General features: G+C 58.7%; 22 protein-coding genes and 1 tRNA gene. 13 read left to right on the top strand and 10 right to left on the bottom strand.

Annotated elements, in window-relative coordinates; translation table 11 throughout:
- Positions 1 to 11: 11 nt before the first annotated feature.
- The 4 genes from nuoK to PYTT_RS03270 are packed head-to-tail and all read left to right on the top strand — an operon-like array spanning position 12 to position 5135.
- Positions 12 to 323: an NADH-quinone oxidoreductase subunit NuoK gene (gene nuoK, locus PYTT_RS03255; RefSeq protein ID WP_067777011.1), complete on the top strand. Its 312-nt coding sequence runs from the start codon at positions 12 to 14 to the stop codon at positions 321 to 323.
- Positions 324 to 338: 15 nt separating this feature from the next.
- On the top strand, positions 339 to 2180 hold the full coding sequence (gene nuoL / locus PYTT_RS03260; protein WP_067777008.1) for an NADH-quinone oxidoreductase subunit L: 1842 nt from the start codon (positions 339 to 341) through the stop codon (positions 2178 to 2180).
- A gap of 21 nt (positions 2181 to 2201) precedes the next feature.
- Positions 2202 to 3656 (top strand): complex I subunit 4 family protein, encoded by a 1455-nt coding sequence (locus PYTT_RS03265; protein ID WP_067777005.1) that lies wholly within the window; start codon positions 2202 to 2204, stop codon positions 3654 to 3656.
- Between the two features lie 30 nt (positions 3657 to 3686).
- On the top strand, positions 3687 to 5135 hold the full coding sequence (locus tag PYTT_RS03270) for an NADH-quinone oxidoreductase subunit N (protein WP_067777002.1): 1449 nt from the start codon (positions 3687 to 3689) through the stop codon (positions 5133 to 5135).
- Between the two features lie 246 nt (positions 5136 to 5381).
- On the opposite strand, the gene cls is transcribed toward PYTT_RS03270, so the two are convergent.
- Positions 5382 to 6779 carry a cardiolipin synthase gene (gene cls / locus PYTT_RS03275; RefSeq protein ID WP_172801760.1) on the bottom strand — a complete coding sequence of 466 codons (1398 nt, stop codon included), beginning with the start codon at positions 6777 to 6779 and terminating at the stop codon, positions 5382 to 5384.
- Positions 6780 to 6948: 169 nt separating this feature from the next.
- The gene (locus PYTT_RS03280) at positions 6949 to 7281 is read right to left on the bottom strand and encodes a cupin domain-containing protein (RefSeq protein WP_067777154.1); all 333 of its coding nucleotides are present in this window, start codon (positions 7279 to 7281) and stop codon (positions 6949 to 6951) included.
- Between the two features lie 121 nt (positions 7282 to 7402).
- On the opposite strand from PYTT_RS03280, the gene PYTT_RS03285 reads away from it, so the two are divergent.
- From PYTT_RS03285 to PYTT_RS03295, 3 genes are read left to right on the top strand one after another with little or no spacing between them, the layout of a single operon-like run.
- Positions 7403 to 8551: a sialidase family protein gene (locus PYTT_RS03285; RefSeq protein ID WP_172801761.1), complete on the top strand. Its 1149-nt coding sequence runs from the start codon at positions 7403 to 7405 to the stop codon at positions 8549 to 8551.
- On the top strand, positions 8548 to 8946 hold the full coding sequence (locus tag PYTT_RS03290; protein ID WP_067776996.1) for a DUF488 domain-containing protein: 399 nt from the start codon (positions 8548 to 8550) through the stop codon (positions 8944 to 8946). Before PYTT_RS03285 ends, PYTT_RS03290 begins: the two co-directional genes overlap by 4 nt.
- A gap of 8 nt (positions 8947 to 8954) precedes the next feature.
- The gene (locus PYTT_RS03295) at positions 8955 to 9881 is read left to right on the top strand and encodes a beta-propeller domain-containing protein (protein ID WP_067776993.1); all 927 of its coding nucleotides are present in this window, start codon (positions 8955 to 8957) and stop codon (positions 9879 to 9881) included.
- Positions 9882 to 9899: 18 nt separating this feature from the next.
- On the opposite strand, the gene PYTT_RS03300 is transcribed toward PYTT_RS03295, so the two are convergent.
- Positions 9900 to 10532 carry a TetR family transcriptional regulator gene (locus PYTT_RS03300; protein WP_067776989.1) on the bottom strand — a complete coding sequence of 211 codons (633 nt, stop codon included), beginning with the start codon at positions 10530 to 10532 and terminating at the stop codon, positions 9900 to 9902.
- Positions 10533 to 10669: 137 nt separating this feature from the next.
- Between PYTT_RS03300 and PYTT_RS03305 the strand changes: the two genes are divergently transcribed.
- Both PYTT_RS03305 and PYTT_RS03310 read left to right on the top strand, forming a co-directional pair.
- A complete protein-coding gene (locus tag PYTT_RS03305) occupies positions 10670 to 11830 on the top strand; it encodes an efflux RND transporter periplasmic adaptor subunit (protein ID WP_067776986.1) in 1161 nt (386 codons plus the stop codon).
- 23 nt (positions 11831 to 11853) lie between these two features.
- Positions 11854 to 14961 (top strand): efflux RND transporter permease subunit, encoded by a 3108-nt coding sequence (locus PYTT_RS03310; protein ID WP_067776984.1) that lies wholly within the window; start codon positions 11854 to 11856, stop codon positions 14959 to 14961.
- Between the two features lie 260 nt (positions 14962 to 15221).
- Here the strand turns inward: PYTT_RS03310 and PYTT_RS03315 are convergent.
- The 4 genes from PYTT_RS03315 to PYTT_RS03330 form a co-directional block, all read right to left on the bottom strand.
- Positions 15222 to 15297 (bottom strand) — tRNA-Ala (locus PYTT_RS03315).
- Between the two features lie 182 nt (positions 15298 to 15479).
- Positions 15480 to 15758 carry a KH domain-containing protein gene (locus PYTT_RS03320; RefSeq protein WP_067776981.1) on the bottom strand — a complete coding sequence of 93 codons (279 nt, stop codon included), beginning with the start codon at positions 15756 to 15758 and terminating at the stop codon, positions 15480 to 15482.
- Positions 15759 to 15821: 63 nt separating this feature from the next.
- The gene (locus PYTT_RS03325; protein WP_067776978.1) at positions 15822 to 16529 is read right to left on the bottom strand and encodes an exosortase-associated EpsI family protein; all 708 of its coding nucleotides are present in this window, start codon (positions 16527 to 16529) and stop codon (positions 15822 to 15824) included.
- Entirely contained in the window at positions 16522 to 17454 is a 933-nt protein-coding gene (locus PYTT_RS03330; RefSeq protein WP_172801762.1) for an exosortase/archaeosortase family protein, read from the bottom strand. Before PYTT_RS03330 ends, PYTT_RS03325 begins: the two co-directional genes overlap by 8 nt.
- Before the next feature lie 137 nt (positions 17455 to 17591).
- On the opposite strand from PYTT_RS03330, the gene PYTT_RS03335 reads away from it, so the two are divergent.
- Positions 17592 to 18524, top strand: a complete 933-nt coding sequence (locus PYTT_RS03335) for a ribose-phosphate diphosphokinase (protein ID WP_067776971.1) — start codon at positions 17592 to 17594, stop codon at positions 18522 to 18524.
- Positions 18525 to 18676: 152 nt separating this feature from the next.
- Positions 18677 to 19159, top strand: a complete 483-nt coding sequence (locus tag PYTT_RS03340) for a GNAT family N-acetyltransferase (protein WP_067776968.1) — start codon at positions 18677 to 18679, stop codon at positions 19157 to 19159.
- A 158-nt stretch (positions 19160 to 19317) separates the two neighbouring features.
- Here PYTT_RS03340 and rpsI read toward each other — a convergent pair whose 3' ends face one another.
- On the bottom strand, positions 19318 to 19725 hold the full coding sequence (rpsI, locus tag PYTT_RS03345) for a 30S ribosomal protein S9 (protein WP_067776965.1): 408 nt from the start codon (positions 19723 to 19725) through the stop codon (positions 19318 to 19320).
- A gap of 13 nt (positions 19726 to 19738) precedes the next feature.
- Positions 19739 to 20170: a 50S ribosomal protein L13 gene (gene rplM / locus PYTT_RS03350; RefSeq protein WP_067776962.1), complete on the bottom strand. Its 432-nt coding sequence runs from the start codon at positions 20168 to 20170 to the stop codon at positions 19739 to 19741.
- Positions 20171 to 20710: 540 nt separating this feature from the next.
- Here rplM and infA point away from each other — a divergent pair.
- Positions 20711 to 20911 (top strand): translation initiation factor IF-1, encoded by a 201-nt coding sequence (gene infA / locus PYTT_RS03355; protein ID WP_067777151.1) that lies wholly within the window; start codon positions 20711 to 20713, stop codon positions 20909 to 20911.
- An 83-nt stretch (positions 20912 to 20994) separates the two neighbouring features.
- Here infA and PYTT_RS03360 read toward each other — a convergent pair whose 3' ends face one another.
- Complete coding sequence (locus PYTT_RS03360; RefSeq protein ID WP_067776957.1) at positions 20995 to 21426, bottom strand: PEGA domain-containing protein; 432 nt, start codon at positions 21424 to 21426, stop codon at positions 20995 to 20997.
- Positions 21427 to 21535: 109 nt separating this feature from the next.
- Between PYTT_RS03360 and PYTT_RS03365 the strand changes: the two genes are divergently transcribed.
- Complete coding sequence (locus PYTT_RS03365; RefSeq protein ID WP_067776953.1) at positions 21536 to 22414, top strand: tetratricopeptide repeat protein; 879 nt, start codon at positions 21536 to 21538, stop codon at positions 22412 to 22414.
- Positions 22415 to 22478: the final 64 nt, after the last annotated feature.

Genomic DNA, 22478 nt, shown 5'->3' on the forward strand with positions numbered 1-22478 from the left:
CCTTCAAGACTATGTTAGCTCATTATCTGATATTCTCGGGACTGCTCTTTGCCGTCGGCCTCGCGGGCGTCATCATCCGTCGCGATATCATCGTCGTATTCATGTGTCTGGAAATGATGCTGAGCGCCGCGAACATCTCCCTCATCGCATTCTCCCGCGCACAGGGCACGGACGGACTCCCCGTCTATGACGGCCAGATCATGGCCCTCTTCGTCTTCGCCATCGCCGCCGCAGAAGTCGCCATCGGCCTCGCGCTCATCGTCGCCATGTACCGCGCCCGCCGCACGGTGGACAGCACAGCCATGACCGTCCTGAAAGACTAACCCCCGCCACACAACATGGACCTGAACATCACCTGGATCCTGCTCCTCCTGCCGCTTGCCGTTGCCGCCATCAACTGGCTCCTGCTCGCCAAAAAGGGGAACATCGCAGCCCTCACGGCCACACTCTCGGCCCTCATCACCTTCGCGCTCTCCATCCTCCTGCTGCAGGAAGATGCGGCTGCCCGTGCTGCGGAAACGCTCTCTTTCACCTGGATACCGATCTCCAAAACGGCCTCCATCGACATCGGCTGCATGCTGGACGACCTCGCCATCCGCATGATGGTCCTCGTCACCGGCATCGGCCTCCTCGTCCACATCTTCTCGTGGGGCTACATGAAGGATGATTCCGCCAAGGGCCGCTACTTCGCCGCCCTCAGCATCTTCATGTTCTCGATGACCGGCATCGTCCTCTCCACGAACCTGGCGATGACCTTCATCTACTGGGAACTCGTCGGCTTCTCCTCCTACCTGCTCATCGGCCACTGGTACAAGAAAAACGCCGCCGCCGATGCAGCCAAAAAAGCCTTCATCACCAACCGCGTCGGCGACTACGGATTCCTCATCGGCATCCTCATCGCATGGGGCATGATGGGCACACTCTCCTTCGACAACATGGCCGTCCCCGCAGGCGTACCCGCCTTCGCCCTCGCCGCCATGATCCTCTGCCTCTTCTGCGGCGCGGTCGGCAAATCCGCCCAGTTCCCGCTGCACGTCTGGCTTCCGGATGCCATGGAAGGCCCGACCCCCGTCTCGGCCCTCATCCATGCTGCTACCATGGTCGCCGCCGGTGTCTACATGCTCGTCCGCGTACAGACCTCCATCGGAGTCGAAGCCTTTGCCGGACTTCCCTCGGAAGTCATCACCGCCGTCGGCGCCATCACTGCCGTCATCGCGGCGCTCATGGCCACCCAGCAGAACGACATCAAGCGCATCCTCGCCTACTCCACCCTCTCCCAGCTCGGCTACATGGTCATGGCCGTCGGCGTATGCTCCGGCGAAGCCGCCATGTTCCACCTCTTCACGCATGCCTGGTTCAAGGCCCTGCTCTTCCTCGGAGCCGGCGCCATCATCCTCGCCTGCCACCACGAACAGGACATCTGGAAAATGGGCGGCCTCGGCGGCAAAATGAAAATCACCGCCCTCTGCTTCATCCTCGGCACCGCCGCCCTCATCGCCATCCCCGGCACCTCCGGATTCTTCTCGAAGGAAGCCACCCTCGATGCCGCCCTTGAGCACAATCCCTTCTACTTCTGGGTAGGTGCAGGCGTCGCATGCCTCACCACCTTCTACATGCTCCGCCTCGTCCTCGTCGTCTTCAAGGGCCGCGCCCGCAGCGAACAGGCAGGGCATGCCCACGAAGTCGCACCGTGCATGACACTTCCGCTCATCCTGCTTGCCGTCATGGCCGTCATCTCGGGTTACAGCGTCGTCGCCGACCGGCTCGTACCCTTCAACGGCTTCCACGCGCACGCCTTCGAACCCGGCTTCGCCTTCTACGTCTCCCTCGGCGCACTCGCCCTCGGCATCATCCTTGCCGTCGCCGTTTACGGACGCAGCCGCGACACCGACCCGCTCGCGAACAACGCCATCTCCCGCGCGCTGGCCAACCGCCTGTACATCGACAAATTCTACGACAAAGTCCTCATCCGCGGCATTCAGGGAACCCTCGCCACCATCATCGACTTCTTCGACCAATTCATCATCGGTGGCCTCATCGTCCAGGGAGCAGCCCGCATCGTCGCGGGCATCGGCAACCTCGTCCGCCGCATGCAGGCGGGCTACCTGCGAGGCTATGCCTTCATCTTCGGACTCGGCATTCTCTTCATCGTCTATCTCATGGTCTTCTCCCGCATCTAACCTCACAAACGAACTCACACCATGCTTATCTGGCTTATACTCATCCCCATGTTGGCCGCAGCCCTGATCGGGCTGGCAAAAGCTCCCGCACGTCCGACGGCGATCCTCAGCGCCGTCCTGACCCTGGGCCTCGGCATCTGGGCCGTTTCCGGATTCGATGCTGCCGATACTTCCTTCTGGACGCAAATCGGCGGAGTATCCCTTCAACTGACGCTGGCGCCCGCACTTGCCAAAATCATGTTGATCCTCACCTTACTCGTCACCTTCGCCACCGTACTCGGCACGAAGGCTCCCGAAGGCTCCAAGGCCTCGTGGTACAACTCCGCCCTGCTCATCTCGGCTGGAGCCACAGGCGCATTCCTCTCGGACAACATCATCGCCTTCTTCTCCTTCCATGAACTGGCGCTGATCCCGACCTTCGTCATGATCGGCTTCTTCGGCCGCGGAGACCGCCGCACCATCGCATGGAAAGCCACCCTGTACCTCGGAGCCGCCTCCATGGTCCTGCTCGTCGGCCTCATCCTGCTCGGCTCCCAGCTCGGCTACACCTTCTCCGGCATCGCCGCCTCGGTAGCCGCAGGAGCCCCGCTCGAATACGGCCATGCCATCGCAGGACTGCTCCTCGTCGGCTTCGGCACGCTCGTCTCCCTCTTCCCGTTCCACTCATGGGCAGCCCCGGCCTACGCCTCGGCTCCGACACCCGTCGCCATGATGCATGCTGGCGTACTGAAGAAATTCGGCCTCTACGGCCTCTTCATGTTCGCCTCCGTCCTCGGCAACAAGATCGACATCTTCGCCGGATGGAACAACCTGCTCCTCATCTGCCTCCTCGGCAACATCATCTGGGTCGGCTACGTCACCGTCAACCAGAAACGGCTGGACTACCTCCTCGGCAACTCCTCCGTGATGCACATGGGCTACATCTTCCTTGCCTTCGCCGCACTCGTCGCCGCCAACGGCCACAACGAATGGGCCGTCAAGGGAGCCGCCCTCCTGATGCTGGCGCACGGCATCTCCATCGCCCTGCTCTTCCTCTTCTGCGGACAGATCGAAAGCCAGACCCGCACGCTGGAAATCGGCGCGCTCGGCGGCCTCGGCGGCAAACTCCCCGTCATGGCCTTCCTCTTCGGCCTTGCGGGCATGGCCTCCATCGGCCTCCCCGGCCTCGCCAACTTCCCCGGCGAACTCTGCATCTTCTTCTCCGGCTTCGCCGACTGGTCCGCCTCGGACATCACGAAGTGCTGCCTCGGACTCGGCCCCGTGCAAATCGCGACGATCGTTGCCCTGTGGGGCCTCGTCATCAGCGCCATCTACATGCTCCGCGCCTACCGCAACATCTTCCAGGGCGACCTCTCCCGCGCCTCCGACCGTGCGGCAGGGCTCACAGCCTCCGATCGCGCCGCAGCCATCTTCCTTGCGGCCATGCTTGTCCTCTTCGGCATGTATCCTGCATCCATCCTCGGCTTTTTCGCGTAATCCATCATCCATCCCACATCCAAATCTGCTATGATTGACTCACTATTCGATGGCTACAGTCTGGAGCTCTTTACTCCCGAACTCTTCCTCGTCGGCCTTGCGCTCGTGCTGCTGATGGCCGACACCTTCCTCAAGAAGCTTCCCAAACGCTTCCTCGGCCTCGCCGGAGCCGTTTGCACCCTGTTGACGGCCTTCGCCCTGCAGGATGAAATCTACGCCCTGCTCGCCGTCGTCGCGACCGGGCTGACGCTGCTCCTCTCATTCGACTACGCCAAAATCACGAATGCCTCTTCCAACGAAAGCGGCACGCAGGACGGCACGGGCGAATTCTACATCCTGCCCATTCTGGCCTGCGCCGGCATCAGCGCCATGACCAAGGCGACGGACCTCGTCATGCTCTTCGTCGGACTGGAAGTCCTCACGCTCTCCTCCTACATCCTCGTCGGCTACTACCGCCGCAACTACGGATCCGTCGAAGCGGGCGTCAAATACCTCGTCCTCGGAGCCGTCAGCACCGGCATCCTCGTCTTCGGCGCGGCATGGTACTTCGGCATGACGGGTACCTTCACACTCAGCCCCACCGTTGTAGCTGCCACCTTCCTCGTCAACGACGGCATCGCGGCAGGACTCATGATGGCGATCACCTTCCTGCTGCTCGGAGCGGCCTTCAAGATCGGTGCAGTGCCGATGCACGTATGGGTGCCCGACGTCTATCAGGGCGCACCCACCCCGACCACGGCATTCCTCTCCGTCGCCTCCAAGATAGCCGGTTTTGCCCTGCTCACCATCCTGCTCACGCCTTTCCTCAGCTACATCGGCGCCACCTTCGGCTATGCCCACCGCATCTACACCGTCCTTGCGGTCATTGCAGCCCTCACCCTTGTAATCGGCAATCTGGGCGCCATCGCCCAGACGAACATGAAGCGCCTCCTCGGATACTCCTCCATCGCACAGGCAGGCTTCATCCTCCCGCTCTACCTCCAATGCGGCCATGCCGACTTCGATGCACCGTACGTGCCGTTCTACCTTGCCGTGTACATGATCGCGACCATGGGCGCATTCTTCGCCCTCGCTCAGGTACGCATCCAGCGCGGCAGCGAAGAAATCTCCGCCTTCCGCGCACTCGGCAAAACCAACCCGCGCCTGGCCTTCGCCATCACGGTACTCTTCGCCTCTCTGGCGGGCGTTCCGCTCACGGGCGGCTTCTTTGCCAAGCTCTCCTCGTTCATCACCGTCGCGGAAGCCTCCGGCTTCAGCCATGCCTGCCTGATGTGCTGGCTCTTCCCGATCATGATCGTATGCGCAGCGGCCGGTTTCTACTACTACTTCAAGGTCATCCGCATGATGTACTGGGAAACCCCGCTTGAAGAAGACAAGCCCCTCAGCATCCCCCCCGTCACAGGCATCGTTCTTGCAGCGAGCGTGGCCTTCCTGATCGTGTGCGGCGTTCTGCCCCTCTTCACAGGCCCCATGTTCTAAAGAACATCCTCTGCCATCAACTCTTCATCCCGCATGTTCCGGCATGCGGGATGTTTCATTTTCCGCACACACCGTTCACTCCCCCTCTCGCGTACTCGACTGATACGCCCGCAACCGATCACAAATCACCCATCCATATCGAATAGAAATTGTCCGGTCTCAACCTTTCAGAGAACCGCATGGGACAACCACGGAACCATGCACCCGGGAATCCCGAAATGGCCGTCCCTCTGCGGGCAATCCCCTCTATTGCACCGGAGCCATCAAGCGAGCGAAACTCGATGCCAGCTTGTACAGCAGGCTGTGCCGCTCCCAGTCGGAAGCCTGCATCAGGCGGGCATTCCCGAAATCCTTTTCCAGCATGGCGGCAATGGCAGCCGCCTGCGTCCGGTCGCACATCAGCGCCGTCAACTCGAAATTCAGGCTCAACGAACGGTTGTCGAGATTCGCAGTCCCCACACAGCAAACATCGTCATCCACCAGAGCCACCTTCTCATGAAGGAAACCCTTCGTATAGGCGTAGATCTCCACGCCGCTCGGAAGAAGATCGGGAATGAACGTCGAGGAAGACATCTGCACCATCTTGTGGTCACAGTCATGCGGCACGAGAATACGCACCTGCACGCCGCGCAGAGCCGCCAATTGCAACTCGTACAGCACCGTCTCGTTCGGCACGAAATACGGTGTCGTCAGCCAAAGCCTCCGCTGCGCCGTCTGCGCCAGGGAAATGACCGCCATATTCCAGGCATTGACGGTATCGACGGGCCCCGAAGGCAGAATCATCATCCGAACGTCATCTTTTTTCGGCGCGGGAAGCGTCCAGTCGAACGAGGGCACATCGCCATAGGTCGCCCAATGCCAGTCCTCGAGGAAACAAAGCTGCGCTTCCAGCACGGCGGGACCTTCCAGCTTCAGGAACGTATCGCGCCAGTAGCCCATCCTCCCAAGGCCCACATACTCCACCCCTACATTCAACCCGCCTACGAATGCCTCGCGCCCATCCACAATGACCAGCTTTCTGTGATTCCTGAAATTGGCTCGCACGATATTCGTCAGGAAAAACCTCTTGCCGTTGAAAGACTCGATGCGCACCCCCGCCTTCCGCAGTTTGCGGATATAACCCACGGGCAGCTTGTGCGATCCGATCTCATCGTACAGCATGTACACCTGCACTCCGGCCTTCACGCGCTCGATCACGGCTTTCTGCAGAATCGCGCCTGCCTTATCGTTCTTGATAATGTAAAACTCAAGCAGAATATACGATTTCGCCCGCTTCAGAGCTTCGGCCATGGCGCTGTACGTCTCGTCGCCGTCCACGAGCAGGGAAGCGGAATTCCCCCGGCAGATCGGAAGATTCGCCACATCGGGCAGCACATTCAGCCGCCCCAGCCTCTCGCCTTCCATCTTCACGGCCATGGTGGACAGTTTCTGCTGCACATCCCTCGTGATGTTGGACAACCGCGTATTGCGCTCCGCATACCTCTTGCGGGCATCCACGTACCCCTTGAAACGGCGGGAACCGAGAGCCAAATACAAAGGAATACTCACATAGGGAACAGCCACCAGCGCGAACATCCAGGCAAGCGAACCCTGCGGCGTACGGGACGCCCGCATCGCATGCAAAGCCAGCAATAGACCGGCCATATGCATCGAGGCCATGCAAATGGCGATAACCGTACTGTCGCTGCCTCCCATATTCATCGAAAAATCCGTATGCAGCGATTATAACGGCACAATCGGTTTCATCAAAGCATAAAAACACGTAGCTCCCCTCATCCGGCCGGATACGATCCGCACCCAGAGCATACTTCCATCAGCCGAACAGTACTGTCAACCGCATCTTGAACCGTTCGACCGCCTGCACGGCATGAGGGACATGGGCAGGCAGCACGATGCTTTCCCCCGCATGCACAACATGGGGTTTGCCCTGAATAAACACTGTCGCCTTCCCTTCCAGAACATCTACCATCGCATCGCCCGTCGACGTATGCTCGGACAACTCTTCGCCCGCATCGAAAGCGAATAACGAAACGTTGACATGTGGAGTCCGCGCCAGCGTCATGCTCACGACCTGGTTCGCCTGATAGCCGACCAGATCACCGTATCTGACGACGACACCCTTTTCAATATGTTGGAGTACACTCATGATAAAAACATTCCTGCTGATGATAAGACGTTCCGGAGCGGCTCCCTGTGGCAACCATGACGCGAATACACCCTTCTCCGGTGATAAACTCCCCTGCATGCATCGTATACAGGAACAGACCATGAACGCGTTCATCCTGCCCGCCGCCGCTCTCTGCTTTTCCGCTGTTCTCCCGGCGACCGACAATGCCAAAATCTTGTCCACTCCGTTTTCGGCAGGGGACAATGGTTATCACAGCTATCGCATACCCGCTCTCGCCATCGCCCGCAATGGCGACATGCTCGCCTTCGCAGAAGGACGTATCGACACGTGGAAAGACAAATCCCGCACCCACATCATCCTCCGCAGAAGCAATGACGGCGGAAAAACATGGCTGCCGGCTCAAATCATCGCCCAACACGGCACCGATGCCTATATGGATCCCTGCCCCGTCGTCGATGCCAAAAACGGCAACATCTACCTCTTCACCGTCCGGTGGCCGCAATACGCCCCCACCGCCGAAAAAAACAGGCTCATTCTGCTTTCTTCCCGCGACCACGGCCGCACATGGCAGGAAAAGGACATGACAGCCGCCCTCCTGCCGGAAGACCGCCGACTGGGAGGATTCGGCCCCGGCTCTGGTATCCGGATCGCGCAAGGAGCACACAAAGGACGCCTCCTCGTCCCATCCCGCCAGCAATTGCCCGACGGCAAAACGAAAGATTTCATGATTTACAGCGATGACGGAGGAAAAAACTGGAAAATAGGAAAACCCGCTCCGGCCGGAGGTGAAGGACAGATCGCCGAAGGCCCGTCCGGAGAAATCTACTTGAACCTCCGCGCGTCCGGCAAACGGCGTTCGACCGTCAGCAGCGACGGCGGCACCACCTGGAGTCCCCTTCGCGACGAACCCCAGCTTGCCGCTCCGGACAAAGGCTGCCACGCCTCCGTTCTCGGCCGCAACGGCACGCTCCTGTTCTGCGGCCCAGCCGGAACGGAACCGACAGGAAACACCGATAACCGCGGCAAACTCATGCTCTACGCCTCAGGCGATTCGGGGAAAACATGGTCATCCCCCGTCGTTCTGGCATCCGGCGCCGCAGGATACAGCTGCATGGCTCCCCTGCCGGACGGGAGAATCGCCGTCCTGTTTGAAACGGCAGATGGCGCCAGCTTCATGAGAAGCCCCAAACGCCCCGCCGGCTGGATGCGCCTCGACCTTCTCGTCACGAAACCGCCACGTGCGGATTCAACGAAACCCGCCTCAGGAGCATCCCAACGGAAGAAATGAAACCTTCCGCCCATATTCACATCAAACGCATCTACGATCCGCCTGCCCCTGAGGATGGTTGCCGCGTACTCGTCGACCGCCTCTGGCCTCGCGGCATAGCCAAAGCCAACGCCCCATGGGACGAATGGGACAAACAAACGGCCCCTTCAACAGAACTGCGCCAGTGGTTCAACCACGACCCGGCCAAATGGGAAGAATTCCGAAAACGGTACATTGAAGAACTCGCCCAATCTCCCGAAGCCGTCCGGCACCTGCAGTCACTGGCTGCACAAGGCCCGCTGACACTGCTCTATGCCGCCCGCGATACGGAACACAATGAAGCGGCCGTCCTGAAGGACTATCTGCTTGCCCACGCGGATTCTCCTTGCAATCAACAGGAAAAACAGGCACCGTAGAGGGCAACATGTTCTCCTTCCTCCGCATCGGCCTCCTCGCCCTTATCTTCTCGGCATCTGTGATAGCCGGGGAAGAAACAACGCATCGCATCCTCGTCTCAGGCTGCGGGCTCGGGCAAATCGCCATTATCGGCCCCAATCAGGAAACGGAATGGAGCATCCCCTTTCAGGATGAAGTATCCGATGCCGTCCTCCTGCCGAACGGCAACATCCTTCACTCCGTCAAAAAAGAAGGCATCCGCGAAATCAAACCGGACTACGCCGCCGGCAAGGGAGCCGAAACGGTCTGGCAATGGTCGCCGCCCCTGAAAGACGGCAAACGCGGCGAAACGCACAGTTGCCAGCCCCTGCCCGGCAACCGCATTCTTACGGGGGAATCCTTCGATAACCTATCCGTGATCCGTGAAATCGACCGGGCAACGGGCGACATCCTCAAAACCGTCGAATTGCGCGACCTCGGCAACGCTCACGGCACCTTTCGCCAGATCCGCAAAACGCCGCAGGGCACCTACCTCATCACCCAGCAGAAAAATGGCGGCAAGGCCATGGAATTCGATGAAAACGGAAAACTCGTCCGCGCATTCCCCGATGGCCGATACACCGCCGTGCGCCTCCCGAACGGCAACACCCTCACCGCCTGCGGCGACATGCACCGCCTCCTCGAACTCTCGCCGGACGGCAACATCGTCTGGGAAGTAGGGCAAACCGACATCCCGGGCGTCACGCTCGGATTCGTCGCCGGCATCCAGCGGCTGCCCAACGGCAACACCATCCTGTGCAACTGGGGCGGCCACGGCCACACATCCGGCCCTGCCGTACTGGAAATCACTCCCGATAAAAAACTCGTCTGGAGCCTCACGCCACGCATTCAGAACCGCGTCTCCAGCATCCAGATACTCGATCCCGAGGTGATGAAACAACAACCTCTGCGCTGACAGGCTCGCACCTCAGCCTCACCTCTTCCTCAATGCCGGAGAATGCCGCATGGCATCAAGGGAAGCATCCAGAAAAGGTTCCAGAGCAAGCATGAACTCTTCGGGAGTCATCTCCTTGCACATCAGCAACGAACACTGCCCGCACACCATCGTATTCAGAAACGCGAAGGCAAGCCCCACATCCAGATCCCGAGGCAACTCCCCACTGCTGACGGCTTCGTTCAGCAACAGCATGTGATCATCCTCGCACTCCTTCTCGAACTGCTCCTTCAACCGCAGCATCTCATCGTTCTCGGGCGTCCTCTCGCACCTCGTATACAAAATCTCAAGCACCCTCCGCTGCGTATCCGACTCGCAATACTGCTTCATGTGGAACAAATGCTGCCTGCGCAGCCTCTCCAGAGGCGATACATTCACGGCCTTCCCCTCCTTCCAGTAATCATCGGCCTCAAAAGCCCTCTGGCACATGGCGAGGCCAAGCTCCATCTTGTTTTTGTAATGCCCGTAAACGGCGCCGCGCGACACCCCTGCCTGCTCGGCAATATCCGCCATCGACGCGTGGGTAACGCCTTTCTTCAAAAAAACGACTTCTGCGGCATCCAAAATGGCATCCCGTGTTTTCTGCGATTCTTCCGGAGTCTTCCTTGCCATGACGGCATGATACTATCATGACACAATGAATTAATCAATCACGATTGATTAATTATTTCAATTTGATATTCTTCCCTCATTCGCCGCACTGCACAACGATCGGCACTCTTGCACATACCTACCGTTCTTCCCTCGTCATGAAAAGCTTTCTTCCCTCCATCGCACTTCTGTCCGCCCTGCTGGCCACATCGTGCAACGACAAACCTGCCGCTCAGGACGCAGGCGCATTCGCCACACCCGAAGTCGAAGTGCTGGAAGCCAGCCCAGGAAAAGCCGTCACAAGCGTCCGCATCCCGGGACGCATGGAACCCTACTTGCAGGCCGAAGTCCGCGCCCGCGTCACGGGCATCGTCCTCGACCGCTGCTATCAGGAAGGACAACTCGTCAAAGAAGGCGACATCCTCTTCAAAATAGACAGCGCCCCCCTGCAAGCCGCCGTCGATGCCTGCAAGGCCGATGTCTCCCGCAGCGAAGCCGTCCTCAAGGATGCCCGCGACAAACTGGCGAAATACAGCGTCCTCGTCGAAGGAGGAGGCGTCAGCAAGCGCGAATACAACCTCGCACTGGCGGGCAAAGAACAGGCGGAAGCCGAATACGCCGCAGCCGAAGCCAAGCTCGAACAGGCCATGCAGGAACTCGGCTACGCCACCGTCACCTCCCCCATCGGCGGCCGCGTGCGCCGCGCCCTCGTCACCAAAGGCGCCCTGTGCAACAAAAACGAACTCACCCACCTCACCACCGTCGAACAGATCGACCCCATCTACGTGCGCTTCTCCGCCCCCTCGGCGGAACTGAGCAAATCGCGCCGCTCCATCACCTCCGGCGAAGCCGAAGGGATCCCCTTCGACAAAATCTGCGTCAAACTCATCCTGCCTGACGGTCGGGAATACCCCCATGAAGGCAAACTCTTCTTCTCCGACATGGCTGTCGACCCCCTCACCGACACCGTCGAAATGCGAGCCGAATTCCCCAACAAGGACCTAGAACTCCTGCCCGGCGCCTACGTCCGCATCGCTTTTGACACCGCCGTCCAGCGCAACATCTACCGCATCCCCCGCGATGCCGTCATGCGCACCGCCCAGTCCGCCATGGTCTACATTGTCGGCCCCGGCAACAAACTCGAAGCAAGACCCGTCGAAACCGAGCGGCTCGATGGCAAAAACTGGATCGTCACCAAAGGTCTGAAGCCCGGCGATAAAATCGTCGTCAGCAAAACCAGCTACCTGATGCCCGGCATACCCGTCAGCATCGCCGCCCCGGCCGCTCCCGAAGCCGGCCAAAACACAGCCGGACACTGAAACCACCTGCCACCCCTCATCTCATGGCCCAATTCTTCATCAACAGGCCCATCTTCGCATGGGTCGTCTCCTTCCTCATCATGCTGGCGGGCATCCTCTCGCTGCGCATGCTGCCCATTGCCCAGTACCCGGACATCGCACCGCCCGTCATCAACTTGACGACCACCTACCCGGGCGCATCGGCCAAAGACATCGAGGAAGCCGTCACCGCCGTCATCGAACGCGAAATGAACGGCGCTCCCGGCCTCCTCTACATGTCCGCCACCAGCAACTCGAACGGCACCACGGAAATGGCCCTCACCTTCAAGCAGGGCACCAACCCCGACCTTGCCGCCGTCGAAGTGCAGAACCGCCTCAAAATCGTCGACCCCCGCCTCCCGGAAACGGTACGCAAAGAAGGCGTCCTCATCGAAAAAGCCGCCAACAACATCCAGCTGATGGTCGCCCTCTCCTCGGACGGCACATTCGATGAAACCACGCTCGGCGAATGGGCCACCGCCCGCATCATGCCCGAACTCAAACGCGTCAAGGGCGTCGGCAAAGTCCAGGCCTTCGGTTCCGAACGCGCCATGCGCATCTGGCCGAACCCCGCCAAAATGGAAGCCCTGCGCATCACCGCCTCGGACATCGTCCAGGCCGTCGCCAGCCAAAGCTCCCGCATCATCATCGGCGACATCGGCGGTGCCGCCGTCACCCCGGACGCCTCCATCAACGCCAGCATTATTGCTGAAGATCCCCTCTGCACCGTCGAAGAATTCGAAAACATCTCCCTCCGCACCCTGCAGGACGGCGCCACCGTCCGCATCAAAGACATCGCCAGCGTCGAACTCGGAGCCAGCAACTACAGCATGTTCTCCCGCATGAACGGGAAACCCTCCACCGGCCTCGGCATCAAAATGGCGCCCGGCTCCAACGCCGTGGAAACCACCGCCCTCATCCGGGAAAAAATGGACGAACTCTCCAAAGACTTCCCGCCGGGCATGTTCTACCGCATCCCCTACGAAACATCGAAATTCGTCGAAATCTCCATCGAAAAAGTCGTCACCACCCTGCTCGAAGCCATCGTCCTCGTCTTCATCGTGATGTACCTCTTCCTGCAGAACTTCCGGGCCACCCTCATCCCCACCCTCGTCGTCCCCGTCGCCCTGCTCGGCACCTTCGCCGTCATGTGGGGCATGGGCTACTCCATCAACATGCTCACCATGTTCGGCATGGTCCTCAGCATCGGCATCCTCGTGGACGACGCCATCGTCGTCGTCGAAAATGCCGAACGCATCATGTCCGAAGAAGGATTGCCGCCCAAAGAAGCCGCGCGCAAAGCCATGAACCAGATCAGCGGAGCCATCATCGGCATCACCGCCGTCCTCGTCTCCGTCTTCATCCCGATGGCCTTCTTCGGCGGAGCCGTGGGCAACATCTACCGGCAATTCTCCCTCACCCTCGTCATCTCCATCGCCTTCTCCGCCTTCCTCGCCCTCTCCCTCACCCCGGCACTCTGCGCCACACTTCTGAAACCGGTCGAAGCCGGGCATCACCACGAGAAAAAAGGCTTCTTCGGATGGTTCAACCGCTCGGTCGCCCGCTCCACCACCCGTTACGGCCGCATTGTCTCCGGCATCCTGCGCCGCCCCGTCCGCTCCTTCCTCCTCTATGCCCTCTGCATCGGCGGAGCTGCCTACCTCTACACCAACCAGCCCTCCTCCTTCCTCCCGGAAGAAGACCAGGGCAACGTCATCGTCTGCATCTCCATGCCTCCGGGCACCCTGCAGGACGAAACCCGCGCCAAAACGCGCGAACTCGAACAATACATCCGCGACAACGAACCCATCGACTACGTCTACACTGTCGGTGGCTTCAGCTACTTTGGCTCCGGCCCCAACACCGCCATCTTCTTCATCGGGCTCAAAGACTGGAAAGACCGCCCCGAATCCTCGCAGGCTGCTGCTTCCATCGTCGCACGCATCAACGCCATCTATGCAGCCGACAAAAAAATGGAAGTCAGGGCCTTCAACATGCCAGCCCTCCCCGAACTGGACAACTCGGCAGGCTTCGACTTCCGCCTCCTCAACCGGGGCGACCTAGACGACGATACCTTCCTTCAGGCTCGCAACACCCTCCTCGGCAAGGCCAACCAACACCCGGACCTCGCGGGAGTCTACTTCGCCGGGCAAGCCGACGTACCGCAAATCCGCGTCTCCATCGACCGTGAAAAAGCCTTCGCCATGCAGGTTCCCATGGAAGAAATAGGCAACTCACTCGCTGTCATGTTCGGATCCAGCTACGTAGGCGACTTCATGCTCGGCAACCAGGTACGCCGCATCATCATCCAGTCCGACGGGCAAAACCGCATCGAAAACACCGACATCGGCCGCCTCTACGTCCGCAGCTCCACAGGAAACCTCCTCCCCCTCTCCTCCTTCGTCACCGCAGAATGGACATCTGGGCCGCCCCAGCTCGCCCGCTACAACGGTTACCCCTCCTACTCCATCAACGGCGCCGCGCCTCCCGGCAAAAGCAGCGGTGAAGCCATGGCTGCCATGGAACAGCTCGCAGCACAACTTCCCCAAGGCGTCGGCTTCGAATGGACAGGACAATCCTACGAAGAAAAACAATCCGGTTCGCAGGCCATGATCCTCTTCGGGCTCTCCATCCTCGTCGTCTTCCTCGTCCTCTCCGCCTTGTACGAAAGCTGGTCCATCCCCTTCTCCGTCATCCTCGTCGTACCCCTCGGCCTGCTGGGCGCCCTCCTCGCCATCTTCCTCAGGGACATGCCGAACGACATCTACTTCAAAGTCGGCCTCATCACCACCATCGGCCTCTCCGCCAAAAACGCCATTCTCATCGTCGAAGTCGCCAAAGACCTCTATCGGGACGGCATGCCCCTCCTCGAAGCCACCTTGCAGGCCTCCCGCCTACGCCTTCGCCCCATCCTCATGACCTCCCTCGCCTTCGGTGTAGGCGTCCTGCCGCTCGCCTTCGCACGCGGAGCCGGAGCCGGAGCGCAAATGGCCGTCGGCACGGGCGTACTGGGCGGCATCATCACCGCCACCGTCCTCGCCGTCTTCCTCGTCCCGCTGTTCTTCTACATCATCATGAAAATCAGCGGGAAAAAGCCGGGAACGGCATCCTGACATCTAGCTCCCACCCTCGAAGGCGGCACAACCTGCCGCCTTCTTTCATTCCAACACAGGAACAGCGGCTGATCCTCTTCTTCTCATGTGCATGCCGCACGCACATGAGAAGAAAATTGGCATGAACAGTCTCTTCCGCATCACAGAGAACTAGAAGTAAGAATGAAAGCTCTCCTGAATCTCTCTTCCGATTGATTTTGGAGTTGCTTTCCGGAAAACAAATAACCCCTTGAGATATCAAGGGGTTATTGAATAAAATTTGGTGGAGCATAGCGGGTTCGAACCGCTGACCTCTTCAATGCCATTGAAGCGCTCTACCAACTGAGCTAATGCCCCGTAACGGGTACGGGCGGATTCTACATGCATTGCCTCGTCTTGACAAGAAAAAAAAAGATAAAATGTGATTTTTTCTTTTCTAATCGCCCTTTCAACATGCTGGCGAGGTAATCGCAGCCACATCGTCAAACAAAAAGCGGCACATGGAATCCATGCGCCGCCGGAAAGGCAAAAGAGACTGATCAAACCATTTCCGCTTCCTCGTGGGAAAGGATGTGCACAATCACCTTGACTCCATACTTTTCACCGACAGCCTTCGCCAGCGAGCGAATGGCCGAAGCCGTCATACCGTTACGGCCGATCACGCGTGCGATATCGGCTTTGTCCAGAATGAGGCGGAAGCGCACCATGGAGCTTTCCGGCACCTCGGCAATACGGAGTTCGGCCAACTCGGGGTTGCGCACGAACTGGGAGGAAATAAGCTGGAGATAGCGGCGGACGTTCTCGACTACTGTTTTCATATGGATATTTATACGTTCAACACAGACTATAGAGATTCACCCGCCCCATGTCAAGCGGCAAGCTCAGTCCTTCAACTGATCCCACTTGATAATCTGCGGCAGCAGATCCTGAATCAAGGCCACCAGCTGCCTGTCCGTTTCCTCCTCCGATGTGCCGACCAGATCGCCGTAATAGGAACCCAGCTGGATGTAGGCCCAGCTCTGCACGCGCCCTTCCAGCACACGGTCCCGCATATCGATCCATGTCCGCTCCAGATGGTCTTCCGTCACCGTGTGGTTACCGATGAAAACATAATAATGGATATAGTACAGCTTACCCTCCTGATGCCTCGTCATCGAAGCAAGGCGAGTCAGAACGATCTCGCGCCCATTATTCAGCTTGACCGTCTTTTTGGATGAATGAAGATTCTCATGTCCCTGCGCTGGAAGACAGCGTTCGGGACGGTGGATGGAATTGTTCATATCGCTGCCGGAAAAGACGATGGACACGCTGCACGGCAATTCGCGCAGCGTCCTGGTCAACACCGCACCGGAATCCTTAATATAATCGGCCTTATTGAACACGGTATCCACGGCGAGAGCTTCGCGCTCCTTGTCGGATTCCTGCCGCTTGGAGCCGATCCATCCGTCAAGCTCCGTCCCCAGCGGCAACTGCTCGGCAATGGCCGCCTTCGCCAATTCCCCATGCGAAGGCAACAGATAGATGGCCGACAATACAAGCCCCAGCACGACGGGCAGCAGAACGGGCTTCAAAAAAGAGTATTTATTCATGATTCGGAGAATGGTCGGCAGATTGATCGGGAGAGGCCTGCCGGATACGCATCACGCGGCTGCGGCGGCGTTTCAGAAGGGGGAACTCTCCGGCAAGCACTCCGTGAAGCAGAGTCAGCAGCACAAGAGTCATCGGGAAGAAAAACAGCAGCCCCGACCAGTCATGCCACGTTTTCGAGGCAAACGCCGGGTTCACATATTCGGCCAGCACGAAAATGCTCGTCACGCGGAAGGCATTGCCCACGATCGCCAAAGGCACCGCGCTGCAGGCCAGCACGATCTTCTTCCACATCGCCAGCGGTGCCAGATAGGCCCATGCCGTCGAAATCATGATCAACGCCATCAGCGAACGAATGCCGCTGCAACCGCCCGCAATACTGTACGTATCCCAGTTGCCCGAAGCGGACGAGATATTGGTACCCTCGACGATGGTCTGCACACCGAACAATCCGGCTCCCCAGTGAGCCGCCTGCGTGGCAAGCAACTGCAGCCCGACCGTCGCCTGCTGGAACCCCGGCAGGGGAATCATCATCCACAGGAAGAAAAACGGAAAGGCGCACAAGCGGGCAATCTTCCCCCCATAAAGGAACCAGACGCCGCCCGTCAGAATAAACGGCAGCGCGCCTATCGCAATGCGCCCTTGCAGCGTACGGAAGGAAACCACGTACAGCAACGCACCGAACGCCAGCATGGCCAGCCCGCGCATATCCTGCTTTCCGGGCACATCGCGAATACTCTTCCACGCATGGACAAGCATCACTGCGGAAAGAATAGGCACCATCCATGCATGTTCATAATCCGTCTCGCCATTCCAACTCGAAATCAGCCAGGCAAATGCGCTCCAGTGCTCCCGGCCAAAGCCCGGCTGAAAGCAGTAAAACCACGCCAGCAGCGCCAAGGCTATCGCCGCACTTGCGTAGCTCACATAATTTCTGTCCCTTATGGGAGAATCCGTATTCGTATTTTCCATATCTTCAAAAAAATATACCCAGCTTCTGCGCTTTAGTGTTGATATTCTCGCCCGATTTGTCAAGAATAGTCGCGCACTCGTAGCGTCTTACTATGAAAATTATCAGTGGTACAGCTCACAAAGCACTTGCAGAAAAAATCGCCGCCAATGTCGGCATCCCCCTCACCAATGTCACGGTCAACACCTTCCCGGACGGCGAAAGCTTCGTCAAAATCAACGAAAACATCCGCGACCGCGACGTCTTCCTGATTCAGCCCACCTGCCCGCCGACCAACCACAACCTCATGGAACTCTGCGTCATGGTTGACGCCGCTCGCCGTGCCAGCGCCCGCCGCATCACCGCCGTCATGCCCTTCTTCGGCTACGCCCGCCAAGACCGCAAGGACCAGCCCCGCGTACCCATTACCGCCAAACTCGTCGCCAACCTCCTGACGGCATCCGGCGTCGACCGAGTCCTCACAATGGATCTCCATGCCGCCCAGATCCAAGGCTTCTTCGACATCCCCGTTGACCATCTCTACGCCACGCCCGTCCTCATCAAGCACCTGCGCGACAACTACGTCAACGATCTGAACAACCTCGTCGTCGTCTCTCCCGACATCGGCGGCGTCAAGATGGCTCGCGCCTACTCCGATGCCCTCGGCACCAAAATGGCCATCGTGGCCAAGCACCGCGTCAGTGCGACGGAAGTGGAAGCATCCGCCGTCATCGGCGAAGTCGAAGGCAAGGACGTACTCCTCGTGGACGACATGACCGAAACGGCCGGCACCCTCTGCGCTGCCGCCAAGATCCTGAAAGAACACGGAGCCAACCGCATCTTTGCCGGAGTCTCCCACGGTGTCCTGAGCGATCTGGCACGTGAACGCCTCAGCAACTCCGTCATCGAACGCGTACTGACCAGCGATTCCGTACCTTTGGCCCACGGTCCGAAGGTGGACACCGTCAGCATCGCCGCCTTGATGGGTCAGGCCATCAAATGCATTCATGCTGGGGAATCCGTCTCCTCCCTGTTCGAAATCAAATAACCGCGCTCGAACAGCTCGCAATTTAAGGCTGTCCCCCCGGCGGACAGCCTTTTTGTTGTCACGGTTCATATCGACCAACAGCAGCCGCCCCGGCAGTAAAAACGCACCCTGCCATCAAACAGCCAGCCTGCTCCATTCAGCCGCCCCCTTCCATGCACATACAAACCACACGCTGCATCATTCGTCCTTTCCACGAAAAAGATCTTGATGCCTTCACCGCCTGCCGGAACGACATGGACTGGATGCAGTATCAAGGTTTCAAAGGACGAACACGGCAGGAATACGCCGATGCCGTCCTCGGAGAGAGCGCCCTGCGCCACGGAGCCCAGTTCGCCATTGCGTGCCGCCACACGAATGACTTGATCGGAGACATCTATCTTCGGCAGGAAGAAACTTCCTATTGGATCGGCTACACGATCCACCGCACCCACGCGCGGCAGGGTTATGCCTACGAGGCTGTTTCCGCCGTCATTGCCGCCTTGAGGGCGCAGGGTGCCGCCTGCCTCCATGCGGACACCGATACCGGCAATACAGCTTCCATCGCCCTGCTGAAAAAACTCGGATTCCGCGATGCAGGCATCCGATACGAAGAGCGCTCCTTCACCCTTTCCCTGCAGGCGCCTCCTGCCCTGTAATCATACACGGACATCGGGCTGGCACCATCCATCCGATTCCGCTTGCCGAACACATTCCGCCCCATCTTGATTCCGCTTCGCAGCTGCATATAAAAATACGCGCATGGAAAAACCATGCGCGTATCTGTGAAGAGGAGGGATAGTGGTTCCTGCAAGCCTTAGCGCTTCGAGAACTGGAAGCGCTTGCGGGCACCCGGACGACCGGCCTTCTTGCGTTCCTTCATGCGGGAATCGCGAGTAAGCAGACTCTGTTCGCGAAGCTGGGAACGGTAGGCTTCATCAACCATCACCAAAGCGCGGGCAATAGCCATGCGGATAGCTCCGACCTGACCATGGATGCCGCCGCCTTGGGAAACGATGGTCACGTTGTACTTGTTCATCGTGTTGGTCACCAGGAACGGTTGCAGCACGGTGTTTTGAAGCTGGATCGTCGGAAGGTATTCTTCGAAACCGCGGCGATTGATCGTGATGCGGCCCGTCTTGCCTTCTTCAGCGGGGGTCAGCCATGCGTGAGCAATGGCGGTCTTGCGGCGACCCGTAGCATTGTATGGAGTGGATTGACTCATGATGACTCAGAGATTAGGCGATGTTGTGAACGATGGGTTGCTGTGCGGCATGCGGATGCTCGGAACCGGCATACACCTTGAGGTGCGTAGCCTGGGAACGGCCGAGACGCGTATGGGGCACCATGCCGAGGATGGCATGTTCGAGAAGAAGTTGCGGGCGGCGGGCGCGGATCTTGGCAGGCGTTTCAACTTTCTGACCGCCGACATATCCCGAGTAACGGGTATAGATCTTGCTCGTTTCCTTGTTGCCGGAAAGCACGACTTTGTCGGCATTGATCACGACGACGTAATCGCCGCAATCCACATGGGGTGTAAAGATCGGCTTATTCTTTCCGCGAAGCAGGTTTGCTGCTTCCACTGCGACCTGACCGAGCACCTTGTCGGCGGCGTCGATCACATACCACTTGCGCTCAATTTCTTGAGCTTTAGCAGAGAAGGTTTTCATAATTAATAATTGCGTTTCCGGTTAAGGCTACAAGCTATCGAACCTCTATTTCGGGGGGACTGTTCTACCCTCAAAGGTGGTCTTTGTCAATCGCATTTTAAGAAATATGCGTCTTTTTTTCAGAAAACGGGCCGAATTCAGGAAAAAGCGCTTGCCTTCATCATGCACGGGAAGTAAACTTGCACGGGCGCTTTGTCGCGAGTGCGGTTGAATGCGTGCCTGATAACGATACACAACATAATGAGTCCACAACCCTCACCTTCCAACAATCGAGGTTCCAATTCCGCCAATCGTCCTGCATCTGCCGGAGCCAACCGCAGTGCGGCCCCTGCAGGCAACCGTAGTGCTGCCACACCCTCCGCCGCAGCCCCTGCCGGTAACCGCAGCGCAGCTCCCGGCGGCAACAGAGGACCTGCTCCCGGCGGTAACCGAGGCGGAGGACCCGGCCGGAAGAATAATGGCGGCAAGAATCGCTCCAGAGGATTCGTCAACAACCGCAACGCCAAAAAGAACACCGAGGAAGCAAGCGCAGAAGACCAGATCGAACTCGAAGGCGTGGTTTCCGCAGTGCTGGCAGGAACCATGTTCAAAGTCAAACTGCCGAACGGGCACGAACTTCTCGCCCACATCTCGGGTAAAATGCGCAAGCGCTTCATCCGGCTCGTCGTCGGCGACAAGGTCAAGCTTGAAATGTCCCCCTACGACACGACGAAGGCCCGCATCACCTTCCGCATCGGTTGAACGGCATTTGCCATTCCTTCCCCTCTTTCCGGATTGCTCCCTGCAGGGAGCAATCCTTTTTTCTTGAGGCCACAGCGGAACATTCAGGAAAAACTGGGCATATCCCGCAGTACGGGAACGGGACGATCTGCCGGTTTGGACGGCTTCACAGGCGCTTTGGGCTGAGCCGGGCGTGACGGCATGGCCGGAGCATCCAGCTTCTTCAGGCTGAAATTCACGGAATCTTCGCGAATGAACTTCGCCTTCGGGTCACCTTCCGTCCACAGAATCGCACCCATCGTACTGACCTCCGGAGTCAGGGCTCGTGAAGCGCACTGGTAGCCGGATTTTTCCACGAAAATATCGACGGCCTTGCTCTGGTCGATCGTCGTCGTCACCGGAGTTTTCCCGACCAGCCGTCCATTGACCTGCACATTGGCGCCGGAAGGATCGGAAAGAATTGTCAAAGATTTCTTGGACGAGCAGGAAACGCAAATCATCAAGAGGGGAAGAAGGAGGCCGTGTTTCAAATTCATGACTTCCGATTCTACACGATCACTCCGGCACCGTGCAAGGCCCAATTCGTACACGCATGTCCGAATATGCACTTGAGCATGCTTCCCCTAACCGCCTATAGTCGTACCCATGATGAAATCCATACCCGCTATCTGCCTGCTGCCGCTCATCTTCGCCTCGTGCGGCGACGCAGACAAAACATCCGGCAAAGAAGAACAAACGCTCCTCGCCAAAGGACAGGAAGAATTCAACAAAGCCAAAATCGAGGCCGAAAAAGTAAAACAAGGAGCCGAAGAAGCCATGGCTCCCATGATCGAATGGACGCGCAAGGCTGCAGAAAAAGGCCATAAGGACGCACAAATCGCACTCTCAGGCCTCTACTATTTCGGCAGGAACGAACTCCCCAGACAGGCTGAAAAGGCAAAAGAATGGTTTGAAAAAGCCGCCGCTCAGGGATGGATCGAGGCGCGATACTACCTCGGCCGCATGTACGCCGAGGGCGACGGAGTCAAACGCGACATGGACGAAGCCCTCCGCCAATGGTCCATCGCCGCTCAGGGAGGCATCGCCGAAGCACAGTACCAGCTCGGCCTCTTCTACATCCAAGGCAAGGAAACATTCGAACAGGGCATCTACTGGCTCAAACAGGCAGCCAACGGCACGGTAGCGGACGCTTCCCTTGCTCTCGGCAAAATCTATGCCAACGGCCTCGGCCCCATCCAGCCGCAAAAACAGGAAGCCACCAAATGGTACAGGCAGGCGGCGGAATACGGCAACAAACAAGGTCAATTCATCTACGGCCTCATGTGCATGGAAGGCGCAGGAACCGCCAAAGACGAAAAACAGGGCTTCAGCTACATCCAGCTCGCCGCCGGGCAGGATTACCTTCCGGCCGTGCATCAGCTCATCCGGTGCTACAAGGAAGGCATCGGCACCCCTGTGGATGAAGACAAGGCGCGCGCATGGGAACAACGGGCTCAGGAACTGGAGGCCAAGCAGCCGGAATAAGAGCCTTGCACCAACAGTCAACATCAAAGCGCCGACTCCTCAAAGTCGGCGCTTTTGCTTGCAA

The organism is Neoakkermansia glycaniphila, assembly GCF_900097105.1.
In the GTDB taxonomy this organism is placed as follows: domain Bacteria; phylum Verrucomicrobiota; class Verrucomicrobiia; order Verrucomicrobiales; family Akkermansiaceae; genus Akkermansia; species Akkermansia glycaniphila.